This window comes from Pseudescherichia sp. (assembly GCF_031987975.1).
Classification (GTDB): Bacteria; Pseudomonadota; Gammaproteobacteria; order Enterobacterales; family Enterobacteriaceae; genus Pseudescherichia.
On sequence record NZ_DALZYX010000005.1, the window covers coordinates 321,740 to 340,670 of the forward strand.

The following is an 18,931-nucleotide window of genomic DNA, read 5'->3' on the forward strand; positions in this document are numbered from 1 at the left end:
AACTTGCGAAAAGGGTTCACCATGTCTTTCACCGTTCACGCCAGGGATGGACAATGTCCTGCCGCCGCTCCGTCACTGCTGGCAGTCTGTATTGCCTTTGCACTTGCGCCAGCTACAGGCTTTGCCGCCACGCCGGACGCCACCAGCGGCGATACTGTTATCGTTGATGGCTCCGCCGCCAGCAGCTATGCCGATGAAGAGAGCCAGGACTACAGCGTTAAAACCACCACCTCCGGCACCAAAATGCTGCTGGTTCCGCGTGATATCCCGCAGTCCGTGAGCATCATCAGCAAACAGCGCATGCAGGATCAGAAGCTGGAGTCCCTCGGCGACGTGCTGAAAAACACCACCGGTATTACCCAAAGCGCGACGGACTCTGAGCGCACCAACTTTTACTCCCGCGGTTTTGAGATCGATAACTTTATGGTCGACGGTATTCCGACCCTGTTTGAGACCCGCTGGAATATGGGCGACGCCCTCTCCGATACCGCCCTCTATGAACGTATTGAAGTGGTTCGCGGTGCCAACGGCCTGACCACCGGCTCCGGTAACCCCTCGGCCGCCATTAACATGGTGCGCAAGCACGCCGACAGCCGTGAATTTGTCGGCAACGTCTCCGCCGAGTACGGCAGCTGGAACAAACAGCGCTACGTGGCTGACCTCTCTACTCCGCTGACCGACGACGGTCGCATCCGTGGCCGCATGGTATCGGGCTACCAGCACAATGACAGCTGGCTGGACCGCTACAGCCAGGAGAAAAAATTCTTTTACGGCGTGCTGGATGTTGATCTGACCGACGCGACCACCTTCTCCGTCGGCTATGACTATCAGGAGACCAACTCTAACAGCCCAACCTGGGGCGGCATTCCGCGCTGGTATACCGATGGCGGCCGCGTCAACCCGGACCGCAGCTTCAGTACCGCGCCGGAGTGGGCCTATGTCGATAAAAAGTCCGAGCGTACCTTCGCGACCCTGAAGCAGAAGCTGGGCGACAACTGGCAGCTGACCGTCAACGGTACCCATACCGAACAGGAGCTGGACAGCAAGCAGCTCTATCTGGATGGCCAGGTTGACCGCACTACCGGCTTGATGGTTAGCCCGTATGGCGCATCCTACCCTTACGTGGGCGGCACCGGCTACAACACCGGCAAGCGTAAAGTAGACGCTATCGATACCTTCGCTAACGGCTCTTACGATCTGTTTGGCCGTCAGCACGAGCTGATGATCGGTACGAACTACTCGCGCCAGAACAACATCTATTACAGCTCATGGGAGAACATCGGCGATACTCAGCTGGGTAACTACGCCGACTACAACGGCAACTTCCCGCAGACCAACTGGAACCCGCTGAGCCTGGCCCAGGATGACACCGTCCACCAGAAATCCGTTTACGCAGCGACCCGTATCTCCCTGGCCGATCCGCTGCACGTGATCCTCGGTGCGCGCTATACCAAGTACAACCTGGATACGCTGAACCAGCAGATGGAGAAGAACAACACCTCTCCTTACGCAGGGGTGGTGTTTGATATCAACGACAGCTGGTCTACCTACGCCAGCTATACCTCGATCTTCAAGCCGCAGACCGAGCGCGACGCACAGCGTAAGTACCTGTCACCGATCACCGGTAACAACTATGAAGCTGGCGTGAAGGCCGACTGGATGAACAGCCGTCTGACCACCTCTCTTGCGGTGTTCCGCATTGAGCAGGATCACCTGGCCCAGTCTACCGGTCTGGTCATTCCTGGCAGCAACGGCGAGACCGCCTATCGCGAAGCGGATGGCACAGTGAGCAAAGGCGTTGAGTTTGAGATCAACGGTGCGCTGACAGATAACTGGCAGATGACCTTTGGCGCTACCCGCTACGTAGCGAACGACGGTGAAGGCGACGCGGTTAACCCGAACCTGCCGCGTACCAGCGTGAAGATGTTTACCAGCTACCGCCTGCCAGCCATTCAGGATCTGACCGTTGGCGGCGGCGTCAACTGGCAGAACCGCGTCTGGTCTAACGTTGCTGTCGCAGACGGCACCCTGCGCGCTGAACAGGGCAGCTACGCCCTGGTGGACCTGTTTGCCCGTTACCAGGTCACCAAAGCGTTCTCCCTGCAGGCGAACGTCGACAACCTGTTCGACAAATCCTACGAGACCGACATCGACAGCCGCACTGTTGTCTATGGCGAGCCGCGTAACTTCTCCGTCAGCGCTAACTACAGTTTCTGATAGCGCCTGAACGACTGAGGGAGCCGAAAGGCTCCCTTTTTTACCTGCTCGTGCAGAGACGTTTTATTAGTTTCCGGCACCGGCGCTGGAACCTGCACTCGGGCCAGCGCTGGGACCCCACATCACACCGCCTCCGTTTGATGCGCCGTACGGTATACCCGTAGATCCAACGGTGCCGGTACCACGCGTACCATTAGCGATCGCCGCTCCAACTATCGTGCCAACCGCTGCGCCCGGTATACCACCGTACGTTCCACCGATTGCTCCACCAATGGCTCCGCCAAGCGTCTCCTTGGATACACCTAAACTGCTGCCATTCTCCCCAGCGCCGCTGATCCAGGCATATTCTTTTTCTGTTAAATTACGCATAATCAATCTCCTTTACTAAATTAACACTATTTTTGACCTGCTGGCTTAATTACACCCTTTTCGCATTAATTTCTGCCCGAAAATAATCGCAACGATCATCAAGGCATACTTAATAAAACGGTTGATGGCAAAGTAATCTCCGATTACCCCTACAGCCATTGCCAGCACAAATAAAACCATAAAAATTATTATTTCTTTCACTTGCCCTCCTACAACAAGGGCAATAGTAACCCCTTCGTTTATAGTGCGACAACTACCTAATATGGTGTTTATTCAACGTTTTATGAAAACGATTTTCCAGTAAATTCCGATACAAAATTCGCTATTCGAGTGAGCGCTAGCGTGAGCTGGCAATTACGCCAATGCCTGCCTTACATATATTAACCTGTATTACGAGCAGCAATAAATGCGTCTACAGTCTAAAAGGTATTAATAAGTGATGCCCCTGCTCGCTCCGGTCTCTGTAGCGAACTTTACCTACCTTGTATATTTAGGCTGTTATTTTGTCTGTAATAGTAATTTTAACCCCGGACTCTTTTTATAAGGTTACCTATCATGCAGGCCTTATCCGCCTTTTCGAGCAAACTTTGAGCATTCTGCTTCTGTTCTGGTTGTGCTTCCTCGGAGAACTCAAGATGCACGGTATGTACAATATGCATATTGGTCGGTTTATCACCTTTGGCGATAGTAACGACAGTGCACAATTGACCTGAATGACAATATCAGAAACTATTGGGCCAATTGCTCATTCTCGATCGGGCGATGGATTACGCATCTGGCAGAAGGTGCGCCGGTATTCTGAAGGCGAGGTGCCAAGATGAGCCGTAAATTGCAGGCGTAACGACATGGGAGTGCCGAAACCTACTTCTGAAGCGATGCACTCTACCGGCAGTTCGGTAATTTCCAGTAGCTGCTGTGCCCGCGCAACCCGTTCGGCATTTAGCCATTTCGTGACGGTTGTGCCAGTCGTGTCCCGAAAACGACGAGTAAACGTGCGGCGACTCATTTTTGCTACGCTCGCCAGCATATCGAGAGTTATAGGTTCGGATAAATGCTCCCTGGCCCACTCAAGCACTTCCACCAGACGACCGACACAGGACAATTGCGGAACCGGTTGCTCGATATATTGCGCCTGTCCCCCCTGTCGGTGTGGTGGGGTGACCAGTTGCCTGGCTATCCGGTTAGCCATATCAGAACCATGCTGTTGTCGGATCATTTCAAGACAGCAATCAAATGCCGCAACGGTGCCTGCGGAAGTGACAATATTTCCATCCGTTACATATAGAACGTCTGGACGGAACTTCGCGTCAGGAAAACGGCGTGCAAAAATATCGCGAGCTACCCAGTGAGTCGTTGCCTCTCGTCCGGCAAGCAACCCGGCGGCGCCAAGTACAAACGCCCCGAGGCAAAAACCGACGATCAGCTTACCCTCTGCGTCTGCTGCTTTAAGCGCGTCAGTGATGTCGTGAGGCACTTCCTCTTCAGGATCTTTCCAGGCGGGAACGATAATAATGTCAGCACCCTGCATCGCCTCAAGGCCAGATGAAACAGTAATAGGCAGCCCTTGATCGCTAATGATTAGCCCTGGGGACTGCGCACAATACTGCACATCGTAGGCCGGAAAGCCAGTAGGCTTGTTTACAACGCCAAAGGCGACTGCAGGCACGGAAAGCTGAAACAAGCTGACGCCTTCATAAGCCAGCACTACAATGCGAACCGCAGGCACATAAACCTCTCAGATGAAAAACCAATATAATGATAGAGCTGAAGCTCGTGGAAATTGTTACCAGAACCTACGGCGCAACAATATCGTGTATCTATTAAGGCCATTCTTGCGAATGGCCGAGGATTTTATTTACAGGCAACCAGGTTAGCCATTTGCTCAGCATTAGGCAAGCCGAGGATTTGTTGTAAGGCACGATCCTTATTGAGGTAGTAAATAGCGGGTGTACCACTGGCCCCTAAACTCTCCATAAGCTGCTGATTATGCTGAATCTGCTTAAATATGGCAGGCGCAGTGCTCCCTTTCAGTTCAGGTTTATTTTTTCCGTCAGAACTTTCAAGGTCATACCAGACTTTTTCTGGATGCTGGGCGGAGAGGATCGCCGCTGCATACTGACCGCTGTCGGGACGGATCACACCCACCAGCAACGTTTTCGTGCTGATACTTTTATTCTTGATAAAAGGCTGGGCCTGGTGCCAAAACTTATTGCAGTAGGGGCAGAAGGGATCTGCAAACACGACTACCTGACATTTAGCCTCCTTACTGCCTTCTACGATCCCCTGCGCTGCAGTAAGCGTCTTCCACATTTCGCGCCCGGCCGGGACATAAACCTCATCGTTAATGACTTTTTCGCTCAGGTTATTTCCCTGCGCATCATACATATATCCCGAAATAACGTGTTTCTTATCAGGGGTAAGGTAAAGCGTTACTCCCATGTCCTGATACTTACCTAACCACCCCTCAACCCCCCCGGGGGCGCTGAACGGTTTAATAATTTCAACACCCTGCTTTTCTATTTGCTTAATAGCCTCGGGTAATTCAGAGGATTGGGCCTGAGTCGCGCAGCTCACAAACAGGGTTAACAGGGATAAAATCTTTTTCATTTTTTTCCTTAATAAACGCAGGTGAAGTCGCCAAATATGCCTTTGTCAGCGCGGTCAGCAGCTCATCTTTACTCAGAAGTGACGGGAGGACATGTCCCTGGGGCGTTGAAGGGCCAAAAATGGCATTAAATGGAATACCACTGGCACCGTAGCGGCTCAGGAATTGCTCAATCTCAGCGGACGGCTTGCTCCAGTTTCCCTGCAACAGCACAATATCATCCCGGTTTAACGCAGCAACCACCTCAGGGCGATGCAATACCGGCACCTCATTAACCCGGCAGTTCAGGCACCAGTCAGCGGTAATATCTACAAGCACGCTCTTTTTGGCTTCCAGCGCCTCACTAAGCGCAGCCTGGCTAAGAGGCCGCCAGTTAAGAAGAGAACTTTTCTCTGCTTGCGGATGAGGCGCAAGAAAGGCATACAATCCCGCACCAAACAGGACGCCAAAAACCAGCGTCCGCAAATTTTCTTTGTGCTGGGGCATGGATACGGCGCATCGGTAAAGAAAAAGGGCTACCATGATTCCCCCGCCGATAAGCACATAACGTGCCCCCCACTCTTTAACCAGTAGCGACATGAGCCAGAGACAGGATCCCAGCATCAGGAGAACCAGCGCAAGGCGTAGTTTTCCCATCCACGGCCCAGGCTTAGGCAACCAGCGCGCCACGCCGGGCACAATACTGATAGACAGCCACGGGATGTTGAGTCGGATACGTCAGGATGTTCATGGGCAATGAGAATAGAGAGCGACGCGTATTTGGGCAAGCGGCAATTTGTAAAGGAATCGTTATCAGGCCAGTTCTTATAAAACAAAGTTTCTGCTTCATCCCCCATTCAGAGGCGCTTTTACCCGCGGGCTAAATGCCACGCTCCCCGGCCGCCTTAGGCTTTCTCGCGAAATGTGAATAGCAGGTTTGCCGGATAATTGTGCAGTTGAATTAAGTTCCAATTAACGAACAGTCTTAAAGAATTAGCGATTGAAGCGGCAATAAGCGGTAATCATCATACGGCTTTTGGTCTGTAACCAGAGAGCCGTTTTTTTAGTCTCGTTATGCTGTCATATGTCAAATACCCGCTTATGGATTAAGGCAATTCAATGTCTTATTAAAATACCCAATAAAAATAGTAATAAATATCCGGGCCAAAAATCGTTAATATCGGGTCAATATTGTTATTATACCTTTCAAAAAGTGATTACAATCACAAACCCAACTTTTGTGAATTGTTTCAGCCTCCGAAATAAATGCAGAATCTTTTCGATATAAGGTAGTAACCGCAGCCGAATGGCCATCATTTTCACTTAAAATTATGTGTGCAGGGTATATGCAAAACGACAAACTTTTCATCAGATATAAACTATTAGCGGTGTTATGTACGCCATTGGCGTTAGCAGCGAATGCGCAAGAGATCATTCAGCCTGAACTCGGTCATACCAGTGCCCCAATATTGTCGCAGGATGGCTATCAGTTCAAAGATCTTAATCGTGATGGAAAGCTTAATCAGTATGAAGACTGGCGTTTGTCTCCTGCGCAACGAGCAGAAGATTTAACACGGCGAATGACGCTTCAAGAAAAAGCCGGGCTTATGATGCATGGCACGGGACCGGTAAGCGGAAATAATTTTGGCAATGGTGATCTCTACGACTTGAGTGCCGCCAGGAAAATGATCGTTGATGCCCATATCAATAGCATTCTTACGCGTCTCGGCGGTAAGGAACCCCGCCGTCTTGCTGAACAGAACAATCACTTACAGGAAATTGCTGAAAGCGCCCGCTTGGGTATTCCTGTGACTGTCAGTACCGACCCGCGAAATTCTTACCAGGCACTCGCTGGTATCAGTAATCCAGCAGGTAAATTTAGCCAGTGGCCTGAACCTATTGGGATTGGCGCTGCCGGTAGCGAGCGTCTCGCCAGGCAGTTTGCCAGCAGAATTGGTCAGGAATACCGTGCAGTAGGGATCACCGAAGCTCTCTCGCCCCAGGCCGATATCGCTACTGAACCGCGCTGGGCGCGCATTAGCGGAACCTTCGGTGAAGATCCTGAGTTAGCCAAAAAACTGGTACGGGGTTATATCACCGGTATGCAGAACGGTAGTCAAGGACTGAACCCGCACGGGGTGGCGGCCGTGGTCAAACACTGGGTGGGTTATGGCGCCGCCGAGAACGGTTTGGATGGTCATAATGCGTATGGTAAAAATGTCGTTTTCAAAACGAATAATCTTGAGCAGCATATCGTTCCTTTTAAAGGCGCTTTTGAATCTCAAGTTGCAGCCGTTATGCCTACCTATTCAGTGCTAAAAGGCGTGGTCTGGAAGGGCAAATCCCCAGAGCCGGTAGCGGCCGGATACAGCCATTTTCTTTTAACTGATTTGTTAAGAGATCGGTACAATTTCAAAGGCGTTATTATCAGTGACTGGTTAATTACTAACGACTGTGATGATGAATGTATTAACGGCGCACCAGAGGGCAAAAAACCGGTAACCGGCGGCATGCCGTGGGGTGTTGAATCGTTAACTAAAGAGCAGCGGTTCGTTAAGGCTATACATGCGGGTATCGATCAGTTCGGCGGCGTCACAGATTCAGATATCATTACGGGGGCCGTTAAAAAGGGACTCATAACGGAAAACCGTGTCGATGAATCCGCTAAACGTATCCTAATCCAAAAATTTGAGCTGGGCCTGTTTGAACAGCCCTATGTGAATGCTCCGCATGCTGAAGAGATTGTTGGTCGTGAGGAAACTCAGAAAGAAGCCAATCAAGCGCAGATGCACTCCCTTGTCCTGCTGCAGAACAAGCATATCCTTCCGCTCCAACCGGGTACCCGTGTCTGGCTTTATGGTGCCGAAGCAACAGAGGCAAAAAAAGCGGGATTGACAGTGGTTGATCGTCCTGAAGATGCACAGGTAGCGGTAATGCGCACATCAGCACCTTTTGAACAGCCCCATTACAATTACTTTTTCGGTCGTCGCCATCACGAAGGCTCACTGGAGTATAAAGCGGATAGTGAAGTCATGAATGTTCTTAACAACGTCTCGCATAAAGTGCCAGTGGTAATGACGATGTATATGGAGAGACCCGCCATACTGGCAAACGTAACTGATAAAACTCAGGCGTTTATTGCTAACTTTGGTCTGAGTGATGAAGTGCTATTTTCACGCCTGACGTCGGATGCACCTTATTCAGGCCGACTGCCCTTTGCTTTGCCTGCTTCAACAGATGCGGTGAACAAACAGGATCCGTCTGTGCCAAATGATTTGCAAGCGCCTTTGTATGCATTAGGCTTTGGGCTTTCCCGCTAAGAGACGTATTCAGGCAAATACAATACCTTCGAGTTAATAAAGGACGGTTTGACCCGATTTCATTGTTTATTGGCTAGCGGGCTTCTCACGCCAGGGTTCAAGCCTCCTTATACTGACCGGCACTTGTGACCCTGCCGATTGCTGCTGTCAGTCTGGGTACTGTGCTGGCTACATTTCCTGCATCTATATGGATGAGTCGGGCTGGCAGTAAGAGAGGATTCTGCACTGGCGCGAGCGCGGGCGTAGTCGCCAGCATCCTTGCCGTCATTGCCCTGAGCATTCATTCTTTCACGCTGTTATGTGTGGCCACGTTTATGGTCGGTATCTATCAGGCTTTTGCTCAGTTTTATCGCTTTGCCGCAGGCGAGGCGGCGAAGAAATCGTACCGTACCCGAGCTATTTCACTCGTCATGGCCGGAGGGATCGTGGCAGCACTGATAGGTCCCTTACTGGCAAATGCGGGAAGTCATCTGTTTTCTGTCCCTTTCCTGGGTTCTTTTTTGCTAATGGGTATAATGGCACTGTCAGGGCTGGCATTACTGAGTCGTCTGCAGATGCCGGCAGCGGAAACATACGGGGCCAGTGAGTCCAGTTCTCGTCACTGGCTGAAGGTCATTACCCAGCCGGCATATGTTGTGGCACTGTTCTCTGCCGCATCTGCATTTGGAATAATGGTCCTGGCAATGACGGCCACCCCGCTGGCCATGAAGCATCATCACTACTCTCTGACTCAGAGCGCCACGGTTATCCAGATCCACGTTCTGGGTATGTTTCTTCCCTCCTTTTTTACAGGCCGACTGATTGAGCGGTTTGGTATCATTACCGTCATGATGTCAGGCGCAGGTGCGCTGGTTCTGTATATTCTGCTGGCGGTATCGGGCACAGGCTTTATCCAGTTTGCAGGCGCACTTTTTCTCGTGGGGCTGGGCTGGAATTTTCTTTATATTGGCGGGACCAGCCTCCTGGCGACATCGTTTGCACTGGCTGAAAAAGGATTTGCCCAGGCTATCAATGACATGAGTATTTTTGTGTTTACACTGCTTTGCTCACTTGCCGCGGGAAAGATTCTTAGCACATTTGGCTGGGAGAAAATGAATGTTCTGCTCCTGCCCTGGGCCTTGTTTCTGATGGTTCCGCTTGCCGGACTGGCCTTTTACAATAAGCGAGTGGCACGCATGCAGTACGAAAAAAAGAGAGTCCCATTAGCTTAGAAACGGGTTGCACAGCGTAGTTAGCGGTGCTTTTCAGACATAGCTTGAATGCTTCTTAAGCAGCTTGACATACCTTTATCAGTTTAGGAAAATCTAAATTTAGAAAACCCTAAAATGAGTAGTATGACTGACTTAACCGAATTGCAAATTCAAGCAGAGCGAGCTGCCGCTTTGCTTAAAACATTAAGCCATCCCCAGCGCTTACTCATTTTATGTGTGCTGATTGAAAAACCCGGGACAGAAGCTGGGGAATTAAGCAGGATAAGCGGTCTTAGCGCATCTGCAGCCTCTCAGCATTTATCACGAATGAAATCTGAAGGGCTGATTGAAGGGGTGCGAGAGGCCAAATTTATACGCTACCACATAAAGAACGAAGCAGTTTTGGACGTGGTAAAAACACTAAAAAACATCTACTGTTCGGGAGAGTAATATGTCGGCTATTTTTGTGACGCCAGCTGAAGTCAATTCGCTATCTGATAGCCATGTTATCATCGATATCAGAGGGCATGATGAATGGCGTCGGGAACATATCTCTGACGCTCACTCTCTGCCTCTTGAAGATATAAAACCGGGTTGTTTAAGTGATAGATCACTGAGCCAAATTGATACGGTGATATTTCACTGCCAGAGTGGTATGCGGACAGAAAAATCTGCAGAAAAGCTTATCGCATCGGTTTACCCGGCTAAGGCACTGATTATGCAAGGAGGATTAAATGCCTGGAAGGCAGCTGGTTATCCTGTCACTACCGATCGCTTTCAGCCCTTACCTTTAATGCGACAGGTACAGATGACTGCTGGCGCATTGGTTCTCGGGGGAACACTCGCTGGGGCAACGCTAGCTTCAACCTTTTATATTATACCCGGATTGGTAGGGGCCGGCCTGATATTTGCTGGCGCAACGGGCTGGTGTGGAATGGCGAAATTATTGGCAGTCATGCCGTGGAATATTCAGAAAAAATAGACGCAACCCTGGCAGATAACATTTCAATTTATTCAAGCGGCGACACCGTAGCTACCGTATGCTGGAAAACATAGGGATCGGAGAGCAACTCAAACTGCTCGTCATCCGGGTAAGTCACAGCCACATGATAATCCTCCCCTGCAAATGCTTTCACCGCCGATAAATCATCCCAATAGGTAGCGAGGAAATAATGCTCCCAGTCGCCTTGCGTCTCTCTGCGAACAAACGCCCCACGATTTCCCGGTACGCTTTTTGAGTGTTCGACGCCCGTTTTATTGAGATGTTCTGCAAAGCCTTCAGCGTGTTTCAGTGGAACGCAGCCGTGCCATGTACGGACGATCATGATTTATCTCCTCTTAACGTTAGCGTATTACACTATCATTAATGAAGTCAAAAAGAGAAGCATAATCAATGGCTTTCCACCCTTATAGAAAAGGGCCACTGGCCTGAGCCAGCAACCCTTATAAAGGCGCTCGTGATACGCATATGCCCGGCAACACCAGTCCTGAAAAGGCGGGGTTGCCCCGCCCCAGGTGGCTACTTACCGGATTCGTAAGCCATTGAAGCAGCCACCTCCCTGCTCCCGTCTCTGTAGCGAATTTCACACAGTGATTTTCGCGTCAGCCAGGTGAATATCAACAGTGTTAAACACACGATTAATAGGCACCAGATGAGAGCGTTCCGTGGCAGCTTCATAGCCTTCTTCTCCTTGCCTTGCGGCGGGTAAACGGCTACTCTGATGTTGTCTAGGCATACAGGTGGCCTCGTGGATTAATGAAAATTAACTACGGGGCTTTCTGCTTTTTACCTCTCCGCAAACCAACATCTCTACCGACTGCATGAGGCAAAAAGCCTCAAGCGCCATGGCTATTCTACTACTTCTGTTCTCTGCCTGTTGCGGCGAGCCTCGCAGGGTCAGGACTTAAAGAGATTTTTGAGCGTATGCGGCTGGCAACGCAGGTACTGGCTGGCTGCCCGCACCTGGGCGCCAAGCGTCGCAGCGGCATGCCATGGCCAACGCGGATCGTACAGCGCCGTGCGTGCAATCCCGATAATATCTGCATCGCCGCTCGAGACGATTGCCTCGGCGTGTTGTGGTTCGGTGATTAATCCCACCGCAACAACAGGAATGCTTACAGCGGATTTTACCGCTCTTGCTAGCGGGACCTGATACCCTGGATAGACATCGATTTTTTGATCGGGGTGAAGACCACCGCTGGATACATGGATTACATCGACACCGCGTGCCTCAAGCATTTTGGCAAACTCCACAGCCTCGGCAATATCGAATCCGCCCTCAACCCAGTCGGTCGCTGAAATGCGCACGCTGATCGCTTTTTCTGCCGGGAAGGCTTCACGAACCACGTCAAAAATTTCCAGCGGGAATCTGGCGCGGTTCTCCAGCGAGCCGCCGTATTCATCAGTACGCTGGTTTGATAGCGGCGACAGGAACTGATGCAGCAGATAGCCATGCGCGGCGTGAATTTGAATCAGATCGATATTTAGTTTGGCAGCGCGTTTCGCGGCATTGGCAAACTGGGTGCGGATCTCGTCTAGCCCGGCACTGTCCAGAGCGGTAGGAGGCGTATAGCCCGAGCTGTAAGGAACGGCGGAAGGCGCTAACGTTTGCCAGCCGTTTTGCTGGTCAGGCGGTATCTGGCCCTGTTTATCCCACGGTTTGTAGGTCGATGCTTTCCGTCCTGCGTGAGCCAGCTGGATCGCAATGGGCATATCCGACCATTTACGTATGGAATCAAGAACCCGGGCCATTGCAGCCTCAGTTTTATCATCATAGAGACCGACGTCAGCAAAAGTGATGCGTCCTTCAGGAGAGACCGCTGTCGCTTCAATGGTAAGCAAACCTGCACCCGATTGCGCAAGCTGCCCCAGATGCATAGCGTGCCAGTCAGTCATGCATCCCTCTTCAGCCGAATACTGGCACATAGGCGCGATGACGATCCGGTTTTCAATCTCCAGATTTCTGATGCGTAGCGGTGTAAATAGCGTGGGATTAGACATACAAATACTCTCTGTTTCAGCATTGGACAGGTATGAAAATCTTAGCCTCCATTCGTTACTTATCATAGTGATTACGCTTTAAGGGCATGAATTACCAAAGGGTAAGCAATAAAAAAGGGAGCCTTGCGGCTCCCTCAGTCTCCCCAGACTGCAAATTAGCTGTTGCGGATGTACTCATCCATTTCGGTTTTCAGGTTATCGGATTTGGTACCGAAAATGGCCTGAACGCCCGAACCTGCAACCACCACACCCGCTGCACCCAGTTTCTTCAGGCCAGCCTGGTCAACCTTCGCCACGTCGGCCACGCTCACGCGCAGACGAGTAATACAGGCGTCGAGGTTAGTGATGTTCTCTTTACCACCGAAGGCGGAGACCAGTGCCGGAGCCATCTCGCTGGTTGCGCCAGCTTTAGAATCTTCGGTTGCGTCTTCACGACCCGGGGTCTTCAGATCCAGCGCTTTGATCAGCACGCGGAACACGGTGTAGTAGATTGCCGCGTAGCACAGGCCAACAATCGGGAACAGCCACAGTTTGCTGCCGTTACCGCTCAGCACGATGAAGTCGATCAGACCGTGTGAGAAGGAGGTCCCGTCACGCATACCCAGCAGGATACAGATCGGGAAGGCCAGACCTGCCAGCACCGCATGGATTGCGTAGAGGATCGGCGCAACGAACATGAAGGAGAACTCGATCGGCTCGGTGATACCGGTCAGGAACGAGGTCAGCGCGGCGGAGATCATGATACCGCCCACTTTGGCACGGTTTTCCGGTTTTGCAGAGTGCCAGATGGCAATCGCAGCAGCCGGCAGGCCGTACATTTTGAACAGGAAGCCACCGGAGAGTTTACCTGCGGTCGGGTCGCCTGCCATGTAGCGCGGGATATCGCCGTGGAAGACCTGGCCTGCCGCGTTGGTGTATTCACCAATCTGCATCTGGAAAGGAACGTTCCAGATGTGGTGCAGACCGAACGGTACCAGGCAGCGTTCAATGAAGCCGTAGATACCAAACGCCACAACCGGGTTCTGGTAAGCAGCCCACTGGGAGAAGGTCTGGATAGCCGTACCGATCGGTGGCCAAATGAAGGAGAGGATTACGCCCATGAAGATCGCTGCCAGACCAGAGATGATCGGCACGAAACGCTTACCGGCGAAGAAGCCCAGATACTCAGGAAGCTTGATGCGGTAGAAGCGGTTGAACATGTAGGCGGCAATCGCACCCGCGATGATCCCGCCGAGAACACCGGTATCCGCCAGGTGTTTCGCCGCGATCTCTTCCGCAGGCAGATGCAGCACCAGCGGCGCAACCACGGCCATGGTTTTCACCATGATGCCATAGGCAACCACTGCAGCCAGCGCAGACACGCCGTCGTTATTGGTAAAGCCAAGCGCAACACCGATAGCGAAAATCAGAGGCATGTTAGCAAAAACGGAACCGCCCGCTTCTGCCATAACGTGGGAAACCACTTCTGGTAGCCAGGTAAAGTTTGCCGAACCGACGCCAAGCAGGATACCTGCAATGGGCAGTACGGAAACGGGCAGCATCAGTGATTTACCGACCTTTTGCAGGTTAGCAAATGCATTCTTAAACATAATTGAGAGTGCTCCTGAGTATTTGTGCTTTTTTGTACGTTTTCACGCATTGGCGCGGGGGGAGAACCGCGCCCTGGTCAGAGCATCTAAGTGCCCTTTATTTATTACACAGAGTAAAATAAATCGTCCCAAGTTTGTTTGACCGCTATCACGTTTCAAAACGCAGCCGCCGCAAAACTTTCACATATTTACAAAAAAGGTGCCAGGACGCGTGAAAAATGGCGTTCACCGCCCCGTTTACGGCGGTGAACTTTACTCGCATTGCAAATTAATTACGAGCTTTAAAAAAACAGACTTATCAGCGGGATTGCAGGCGTGCGGGGTCAATATGGAACAGCGTGGCGAAGTTCTGCGTGGTCTGCTGCGCCAGCGTTTCCAACGATACGCCCTTCAGCACTGCCATGTACTCCGCCACGTCGCGGGTCATTGCAGGCTGGTTCTCTTTGCCCCGGTGCGGCACCGGTGCCAGATAGGGTGAGTCCGTCTCTACCAGCATTCTGTCCAGCGGTACGTAGCGTGCAGCGTCGCGCAGCTGTTCAGCGTTACGGAACGTAACAATGCCAGAAAACGAAATATAGAAGCCCATATCCAGCAGCTTACCTGCCGTTTCTCTGTCTTCTGTGAAACAGTGTAGTACGCCACCGCAATCCGTCACCTTTTCCTCGGCCAGAATCGCCAACGTGTCTTCGCGGGCATCGCGGGTATGGACAATCACCGGCTTATTCAGCTCGCGACCAATGCGGATATGGTTGCGGAACGACTCCTGTTGGATGGGTTTGGTTTCCGGCGTATAGAAGTAATCCAACCCGGTTTCACCCATCGCCACCACGCCCTCCTCTGCCGCCAGAATACGCAGATCCTCGACGTCATACGCCTCGTCCTGGTTCAGCGGATGCACGCCGCAGGAGAAGGCAACGTTGTCACGATTGCCCACCAGCTCACGCATGGCGCGGTAGCCCGGCAGCGTGGTGGCGACGGCGAGGCAGAACTTAACGTCGCGAGCGGCGGCTTTAGCGAGCACGTCGTCCACGTTCTTATGCAGAGATTGGTAATCAAGGCCATCAAGATGGCAGTGGGAGTCGACTAAAAACATAATGTCTCTCTTAAAGATGGGATACAGGCAGCACGGCGTCGGGTTGCAGCCAGTGCTCCTGGCTCAGGAGTAAATCGGTTAATAGCAGTTCACGATTGACGCCGGTCACGGTTAGCAGCTGCTCCCGGCAGGTAAAGATCGCCGCTAAGATAACGCGCAACCGGGCAGGCGCAATAATTTTAGCCAGTCGGACCACCAGCGAATGCGCATCGGCGTTGCTAAGCAGCGTGGCTCCCTGCTGAATTTTCATCGCATCGAGATAGAGCGAAGCCAGCCAGTGCAGGCGCTCGGCCACGCTGTCATGGTTCAGCGCAGGCAGCAGTGAGAGCCAGTCGCTGCTGGTCAGCGCTGCATCGACAGCGGTACACAGCGCCTGGCGCTGCGCCCAGGCATCGGTAGAGAGCAGGGTTTGCGCTGCGCCCGGCGCGCCGCCGCAGAGGCGCAAAGCCGTGAGGATCGCCTCGGGCGAGATCTGAACCTCCCGCGACAGCCAGGCGCAGGCGTAGCGCTCATCCGGTGGCGCAAGGTGATGCAGGCGACAGCGGCTGCGTAAGGTGGCCAGCAGGCGGGCGGGTTCGCGACAGGCGAGGAAGAACCAGGTGTTAGCCGGCGGCTCCTCCAGCGTTTTAAGCAGGGCGTTAGCGGCAGCCTCGGTCAGCCGGGCCGCATCGCTAACCCATACTACCTTCGCGCCGTTCAGGCGAGCGTGCTCGTAAAGCTTCTCGCTAACCTCGCGCACCGCATCGATGCCGAGCGTGCTTTTACCCTTCTCTGGCTCCAGCATATAGTAGTCGGGGTGGGTTCCCGCCTGCATTAGTTGACAGCCGCGACAGCGACCGCAGCTTTTATGTCCGTCGGGCTGCTGGCAGAGCAGGTAGCGCGTCAGGGCATAGATTAACGCCTCGTCACCCATCCCAGGCAGAGCGTGGATCAGTAGCGCATGGTGTCCGCGTCCGGCCTGGTAACTGGCAACCAGACGTTCAAAGTCGGGGCGTAACCATGGATACCATTTCATGCGCTCTGCTCCTGCACCCAGGCGGTGACCGTCTGGCGGATATCGCTCATCACCTCCTCGAGGGAACGGGTGGCGTCGATGGTTTTGATCCGCGGATCGGCCACGGCAAGCTCCAGATAACGGGCGCGCGCGCGATGGAAGAAGTCATAGGACTCCTGCTCAATGCGGTCCAGCTCGCCCCGGGCGCGGGCGCGTTTCAGGCCAACTTCCGGCTCCACGTCGAGATAGAGCGTCAGGTCCGGGCGGAAATCGCCTAATACGGTGTCGCGCAGGGTGGCCAGCATATGCGCATCAATGCCGCGTCCGCCGCCCTGATAGGCCTGAGTGGAGAGATCGTGGCGATCGCCAATCACCCAGCAGCCTCGGGCCAGCGCGGGCTTGATAACGGTCTCCACGAGCTGAACGCGGGCAGCGTAGAACATCAACACTTCAGCTTTGTCGGTAATCACCTCATCGCCTACGGATTTGATATCCAGCACCAGGCTGCGCAACTTCTCAGCGAGCTGCGTGCCGCCTGGCTCACGGGTAAAGATCATCTCGTTTACGCCGAGCTGGGTCAGCGTCTCCACGACGGTATCGCGGGCGGTGGTCTTTCCGGCCCCTTCCAGCCCTTCGATAACGATATATTTACTGGCCATTTTTTTCCTTAAGCACTTTCAGATAGTCCTGCACCGCGCGGTTGTGGCTGACGAGGTTGGTGGTAAAGGTATGCCCCCCTTTGCCATCAGCAACAAAATAGAGATACGGCGTCTTTGCCGGATGGGCGGCAGCACGCAGCGAGGCATCGCTCGGGATGGCAATCGGTCCCGGCGGCAGGCCGCTAATGGTGTAGGTATTATACGCCGTTGGCGTCTCCAGATCGCTACGGCTGATTTTACCGCTGTAGCTCTCCCCCATCCCGTAAATAACGGTGGGGTCGGTTTGCAGACGCATCCCGATACGCAGGCGGTTAATAAAGACCGAGGCAACCTGATCCCGCTCGCTGGCAACCGCCGTCTCTTTTTCAACGATCGAGGCCATAGTGACCAGCTGATTTTGATCCTTATACGGTAGACCCTCTGTCCGCCCTTCCCAGGCATTGTTTACCGCGGCGACCATTTTGTCGTGGGCACGCTTGAGCATGGCCACATCGGTGGTGTTCGCCGTGTAGAGCCAGGTATCGGGCCAGAACCATCCCTCGATCCATTCGGGATGGTCAAACTTGAGCACCTCCGCCACCGTGGCGTAGCTGTCATCCTTCAGGGTGTGCTGAATATAGGGCGCGTCCCGAAGCTGCTTCAGGTAGTCGCTAAGACGCATCCCCTCTACCAGCCGCAGTGGGAACTGTGCTTCTTTGCCGCTCTCCAGCAGCCGCAGCATATCGCGCACCGTCATATCCGGCGTAAAGCGATAGGTACCGGCCTTGAAGTGGGAGAGGTCCGGCTCTACGCGCAGCAGCCACTGGAATACGCGGGGTCGATTGATAATCTTCTCGCTATAGAGCTGGGTTCCCAGCGCCTGCCTGCCCGTGCCTGCTTTGAGGGTAAAGATAGTCTCTGCCTTGATCAGCAGCTTGCTGTCCGCCAGCTGGCGAACCTTCCAGTAACCTGCACCCGCAGCAATGCCCAGCACCACTAGCAGGAGTAAAACAAAACGAAACATTTTCTTCATGACGACTTCGCATGCTCACAAAGGGGGGATAAAAAGGTATACAACTCGCGGGAGGTCCAGCACCACTCTTCACAGGCATTAACCGGGACAATCGGCATCAGCGCATTGCTGATCAGCACCTCATCGGCGTCAGCCAGCGCCTTTGGCCGTGCGGCCACTTCGGCAAACGCAAACTCAGCGTCGGCCAGGCGATCGATAATAAACTGCCGCATAATGCCCTTCACGCCTGCATGGTTAAGACACGGCGTAAATACCGTCTTGCCTTTCCGCCAGAATAAATTCGCGGCACAGCATTCCGTAAGCAACCCATCGCTGTCAAGAACCAGCGCCTCGTCGCTTGCCGTCTGCTCAAGATGAGTACGGATCAGCACCTGCTCAAGGCGATTGAGATGCTTTATTCCCGCGAGGTGGGAATTACGTCCTAGCCGGACAGGACTGAGCGCAAGGGTAATCCCCTCCTGCCGCCAGCGGGCATAGTGCGCAGGCAGGGCTGACAGGCTTAAGATCCGCGTTGGCGTCTCGCAACCTTTAGCGCTGTAGCCACGTCCGCCTGCGCCCCGGCTGATAATCACCTTTAGCACGCCCTCCTGTTGGTGACTTGCCAGGGTAACCATCTCCTGCTCAAGGAGAGTCCAGTCGCTAAACGGCAGCAGCAGACGCTCACAGGCCTTACGCAGGCGTGCAAGATGAGCCGGAAGCAGCTGAACCTGGCCGGTCTGGATCCGGGCGGTAGTGAAACAGCCGTCGCCGAACTGTACTGCCCTGTCGTTTGCCGCCAGCGTCAGCTGTTGGCAGCCATTTATCAAGAACATAGCGGCTCCTGTGTCAGTGACCGGGTAGTCTGGCAGGATGCGTAGCGCAGGACAAGCGGAGAAAGCTGAATTGAAAGGGAAAACGTGCGGA

General features: G+C 53.1%; 19 protein-coding genes. 5 read left to right on the forward strand and 14 right to left on the reverse strand.

Annotated features, from left to right (window positions below):
• The first annotated feature begins 21 nt into the window (after positions 1-21).
• Positions 22-2,217, forward strand: coding sequence for a ferric-rhodotorulic acid/ferric-coprogen receptor FhuE (fhuE, locus tag RTN40_RS11290; RefSeq protein ID WP_312228537.1), 2,196 nt, complete (start codon positions 22-24; stop codon positions 2,215-2,217).
• 414 nt (positions 2,218-2,631) lie between these two features.
• On the opposite strand, the gene RTN40_RS11295 is transcribed toward fhuE, so the two are convergent.
• From RTN40_RS11295 to RTN40_RS11310, 4 genes are all read right to left on the reverse strand, one after another.
• Positions 2,632-2,787: a hypothetical protein gene (locus RTN40_RS11295; RefSeq protein WP_312228538.1), complete on the reverse strand. Its 156-nt coding sequence runs from the start codon at positions 2,785-2,787 to the stop codon at positions 2,632-2,634.
• Between the two features lie 544 nt (positions 2,788-3,331).
• Complete coding sequence (locus tag RTN40_RS11300) at positions 3,332-4,312, reverse strand: helix-turn-helix domain-containing protein (protein WP_312228539.1); 981 nt, start codon at positions 4,310-4,312, stop codon at positions 3,332-3,334.
• Positions 4,313-4,437: 125 nt separating this feature from the next.
• Positions 4,438-5,193 carry a thiol:disulfide interchange protein DsbG gene (gene dsbG, locus RTN40_RS11305; protein WP_312228540.1) on the reverse strand — a complete coding sequence of 252 codons (756 nt, stop codon included), beginning with the start codon at positions 5,191-5,193 and terminating at the stop codon, positions 4,438-4,440.
• A complete protein-coding gene (locus RTN40_RS11310; protein ID WP_312228541.1) occupies positions 5,129-5,827 on the reverse strand; it encodes a thioredoxin family protein in 699 nt (232 codons plus the stop codon). Before RTN40_RS11310 ends, dsbG begins: the two co-directional genes overlap by 65 nt.
• Before the next feature lie 689 nt (positions 5,828-6,516).
• Between RTN40_RS11310 and RTN40_RS11315 the strand changes: the two genes are divergently transcribed.
• From RTN40_RS11315 to RTN40_RS11330, 4 genes are all read left to right on the forward strand, one after another.
• A complete protein-coding gene (locus RTN40_RS11315; protein ID WP_312228542.1) occupies positions 6,517-8,490 on the forward strand; it encodes a glycoside hydrolase family 3 N-terminal domain-containing protein in 1,974 nt (657 codons plus the stop codon).
• A gap of 125 nt (positions 8,491-8,615) precedes the next feature.
• Positions 8,616-9,701 carry an MFS transporter gene (locus RTN40_RS11320; protein ID WP_312228543.1) on the forward strand — a complete coding sequence of 362 codons (1,086 nt, stop codon included), beginning with the start codon at positions 8,616-8,618 and terminating at the stop codon, positions 9,699-9,701.
• Positions 9,702-9,824: 123 nt separating this feature from the next.
• Positions 9,825-10,130, forward strand: coding sequence for a metalloregulator ArsR/SmtB family transcription factor (locus tag RTN40_RS11325; RefSeq protein WP_312228544.1), 306 nt, complete (start codon positions 9,825-9,827; stop codon positions 10,128-10,130).
• A gap of 1 nt (position 10,131) precedes the next feature.
• Positions 10,132-10,662 (forward strand): rhodanese family protein, encoded by a 531-nt coding sequence (locus RTN40_RS11330; protein WP_312228545.1) that lies wholly within the window; start codon positions 10,132-10,134, stop codon positions 10,660-10,662.
• Between the two features lie 28 nt (positions 10,663-10,690).
• On the opposite strand, the gene RTN40_RS11335 is transcribed toward RTN40_RS11330, so the two are convergent.
• From RTN40_RS11335 to pabC, 10 genes are all read right to left on the reverse strand, one after another.
• Positions 10,691-11,005, reverse strand: coding sequence for an antibiotic biosynthesis monooxygenase (locus tag RTN40_RS11335; protein WP_312228546.1), 315 nt, complete (start codon positions 11,003-11,005; stop codon positions 10,691-10,693).
• A 194-nt stretch (positions 11,006-11,199) separates the two neighbouring features.
• Positions 11,200-11,319 carry a type I toxin-antitoxin system Hok family toxin gene (locus RTN40_RS11340; protein WP_255211695.1) on the reverse strand — a complete coding sequence of 40 codons (120 nt, stop codon included), beginning with the start codon at positions 11,317-11,319 and terminating at the stop codon, positions 11,200-11,202.
• Entirely contained in the window at positions 11,264-11,416 is a 153-nt protein-coding gene (locus RTN40_RS11345) for a DUF5431 family protein (protein WP_312228547.1), read from the reverse strand. The genes RTN40_RS11340 and RTN40_RS11345 overlap by 56 nt, the downstream gene beginning before the upstream one ends.
• Positions 11,417-11,577: 161 nt before the next feature.
• Positions 11,578-12,681: an NADH:flavin oxidoreductase/NADH oxidase gene (locus RTN40_RS11350; RefSeq protein WP_312228548.1), complete on the reverse strand. Its 1,104-nt coding sequence runs from the start codon at positions 12,679-12,681 to the stop codon at positions 11,578-11,580.
• 155 nt (positions 12,682-12,836) lie between these two features.
• Complete coding sequence (gene ptsG, locus RTN40_RS11355) at positions 12,837-14,270, reverse strand: PTS glucose transporter subunit IIBC (RefSeq protein WP_312210807.1); 1,434 nt, start codon at positions 14,268-14,270, stop codon at positions 12,837-12,839.
• A gap of 298 nt (positions 14,271-14,568) precedes the next feature.
• Entirely contained in the window at positions 14,569-15,363 is a 795-nt protein-coding gene (locus tag RTN40_RS11360) for a metal-dependent hydrolase (protein ID WP_312228549.1), read from the reverse strand.
• Positions 15,364-15,373: 10 nt separating this feature from the next.
• Complete coding sequence (gene holB / locus RTN40_RS11365; protein WP_312228550.1) at positions 15,374-16,378, reverse strand: DNA polymerase III subunit delta'; 1,005 nt, start codon at positions 16,376-16,378, stop codon at positions 15,374-15,376.
• Positions 16,375-17,016 (reverse strand): dTMP kinase, encoded by a 642-nt coding sequence (tmk, locus tag RTN40_RS11370; protein WP_312228551.1) that lies wholly within the window; start codon positions 17,014-17,016, stop codon positions 16,375-16,377. The genes holB and tmk overlap by 4 nt, the downstream gene beginning before the upstream one ends.
• On the reverse strand, positions 17,006-18,028 hold the full coding sequence (gene yceG / locus RTN40_RS11375; protein WP_312228552.1) for a cell division protein YceG: 1,023 nt from the start codon (positions 18,026-18,028) through the stop codon (positions 17,006-17,008). The genes tmk and yceG overlap by 11 nt, the downstream gene beginning before the upstream one ends.
• Positions 18,025-18,840: an aminodeoxychorismate lyase gene (pabC, locus tag RTN40_RS11380; RefSeq protein WP_312228553.1), complete on the reverse strand. Its 816-nt coding sequence runs from the start codon at positions 18,838-18,840 to the stop codon at positions 18,025-18,027. The genes yceG and pabC overlap by 4 nt, the downstream gene beginning before the upstream one ends.
• Positions 18,841-18,931 lie beyond the last annotated feature (91 nt).

What these genes read in the sequence shown, in the direction of transcription:
- RTN40_RS11335 (WP_312228546.1), bottom strand. Translation starts at nt 11,005, where the DNA reads ATGATCGTCCGTACATGGCACGGCTGCGTTCCACTGAAACACGCTGAA.
- RTN40_RS11360 (WP_312228549.1), bottom strand. Translation starts at nt 15,363, where the DNA reads ATGTTTTTAGTCGACTCCCACTGCCATCTTGATGGCCTTGATTACCAA.
- ptsG (WP_312210807.1), bottom strand. Translation starts at nt 14,270, where the DNA reads ATGTTTAAGAATGCATTTGCTAACCTGCAAAAGGTCGGTAAATCACTG.
- yceG (WP_312228552.1), bottom strand. Translation starts at nt 18,028, where the DNA reads ATGAAGAAAATGTTTCGTTTTGTTTTACTCCTGCTAGTGGTGCTGGGC.
- RTN40_RS11350 (WP_312228548.1), bottom strand. Translation starts at nt 12,681, where the DNA reads ATGTCTAATCCCACGCTATTTACACCGCTACGCATCAGAAATCTGGAG.
- RTN40_RS11330 (WP_312228545.1), top strand. Translation starts at nt 10,132, where the DNA reads ATGTCGGCTATTTTTGTGACGCCAGCTGAAGTCAATTCGCTATCTGAT.
- pabC (WP_312228553.1), bottom strand. Translation starts at nt 18,840, where the DNA reads ATGTTCTTGATAAATGGCTGCCAACAGCTGACGCTGGCGGCAAACGAC.
- holB (WP_312228550.1), bottom strand. Translation starts at nt 16,378, where the DNA reads ATGAAATGGTATCCATGGTTACGCCCCGACTTTGAACGTCTGGTTGCC.
- dsbG (WP_312228540.1), bottom strand. Translation starts at nt 5,193, where the DNA reads ATGAAAAAGATTTTATCCCTGTTAACCCTGTTTGTGAGCTGCGCGACT.
- fhuE (WP_312228537.1), top strand. Translation starts at nt 22, where the DNA reads ATGTCTTTCACCGTTCACGCCAGGGATGGACAATGTCCTGCCGCCGCT.
- RTN40_RS11325 (WP_312228544.1), top strand. Translation starts at nt 9,825, where the DNA reads ATGACTGACTTAACCGAATTGCAAATTCAAGCAGAGCGAGCTGCCGCT.
- tmk (WP_312228551.1), bottom strand. Translation starts at nt 17,016, where the DNA reads ATGGCCAGTAAATATATCGTTATCGAAGGGCTGGAAGGGGCCGGAAAG.
- RTN40_RS11345 (WP_312228547.1), bottom strand. Translation starts at nt 11,416, where the DNA reads ATGCCTAGACAACATCAGAGTAGCCGTTTACCCGCCGCAAGGCAAGGA.
- RTN40_RS11315 (WP_312228542.1), top strand. Translation starts at nt 6,517, where the DNA reads ATGCAAAACGACAAACTTTTCATCAGATATAAACTATTAGCGGTGTTA.
- RTN40_RS11310 (WP_312228541.1), bottom strand. Translation starts at nt 5,827, where the DNA reads ATGGGAAAACTACGCCTTGCGCTGGTTCTCCTGATGCTGGGATCCTGT.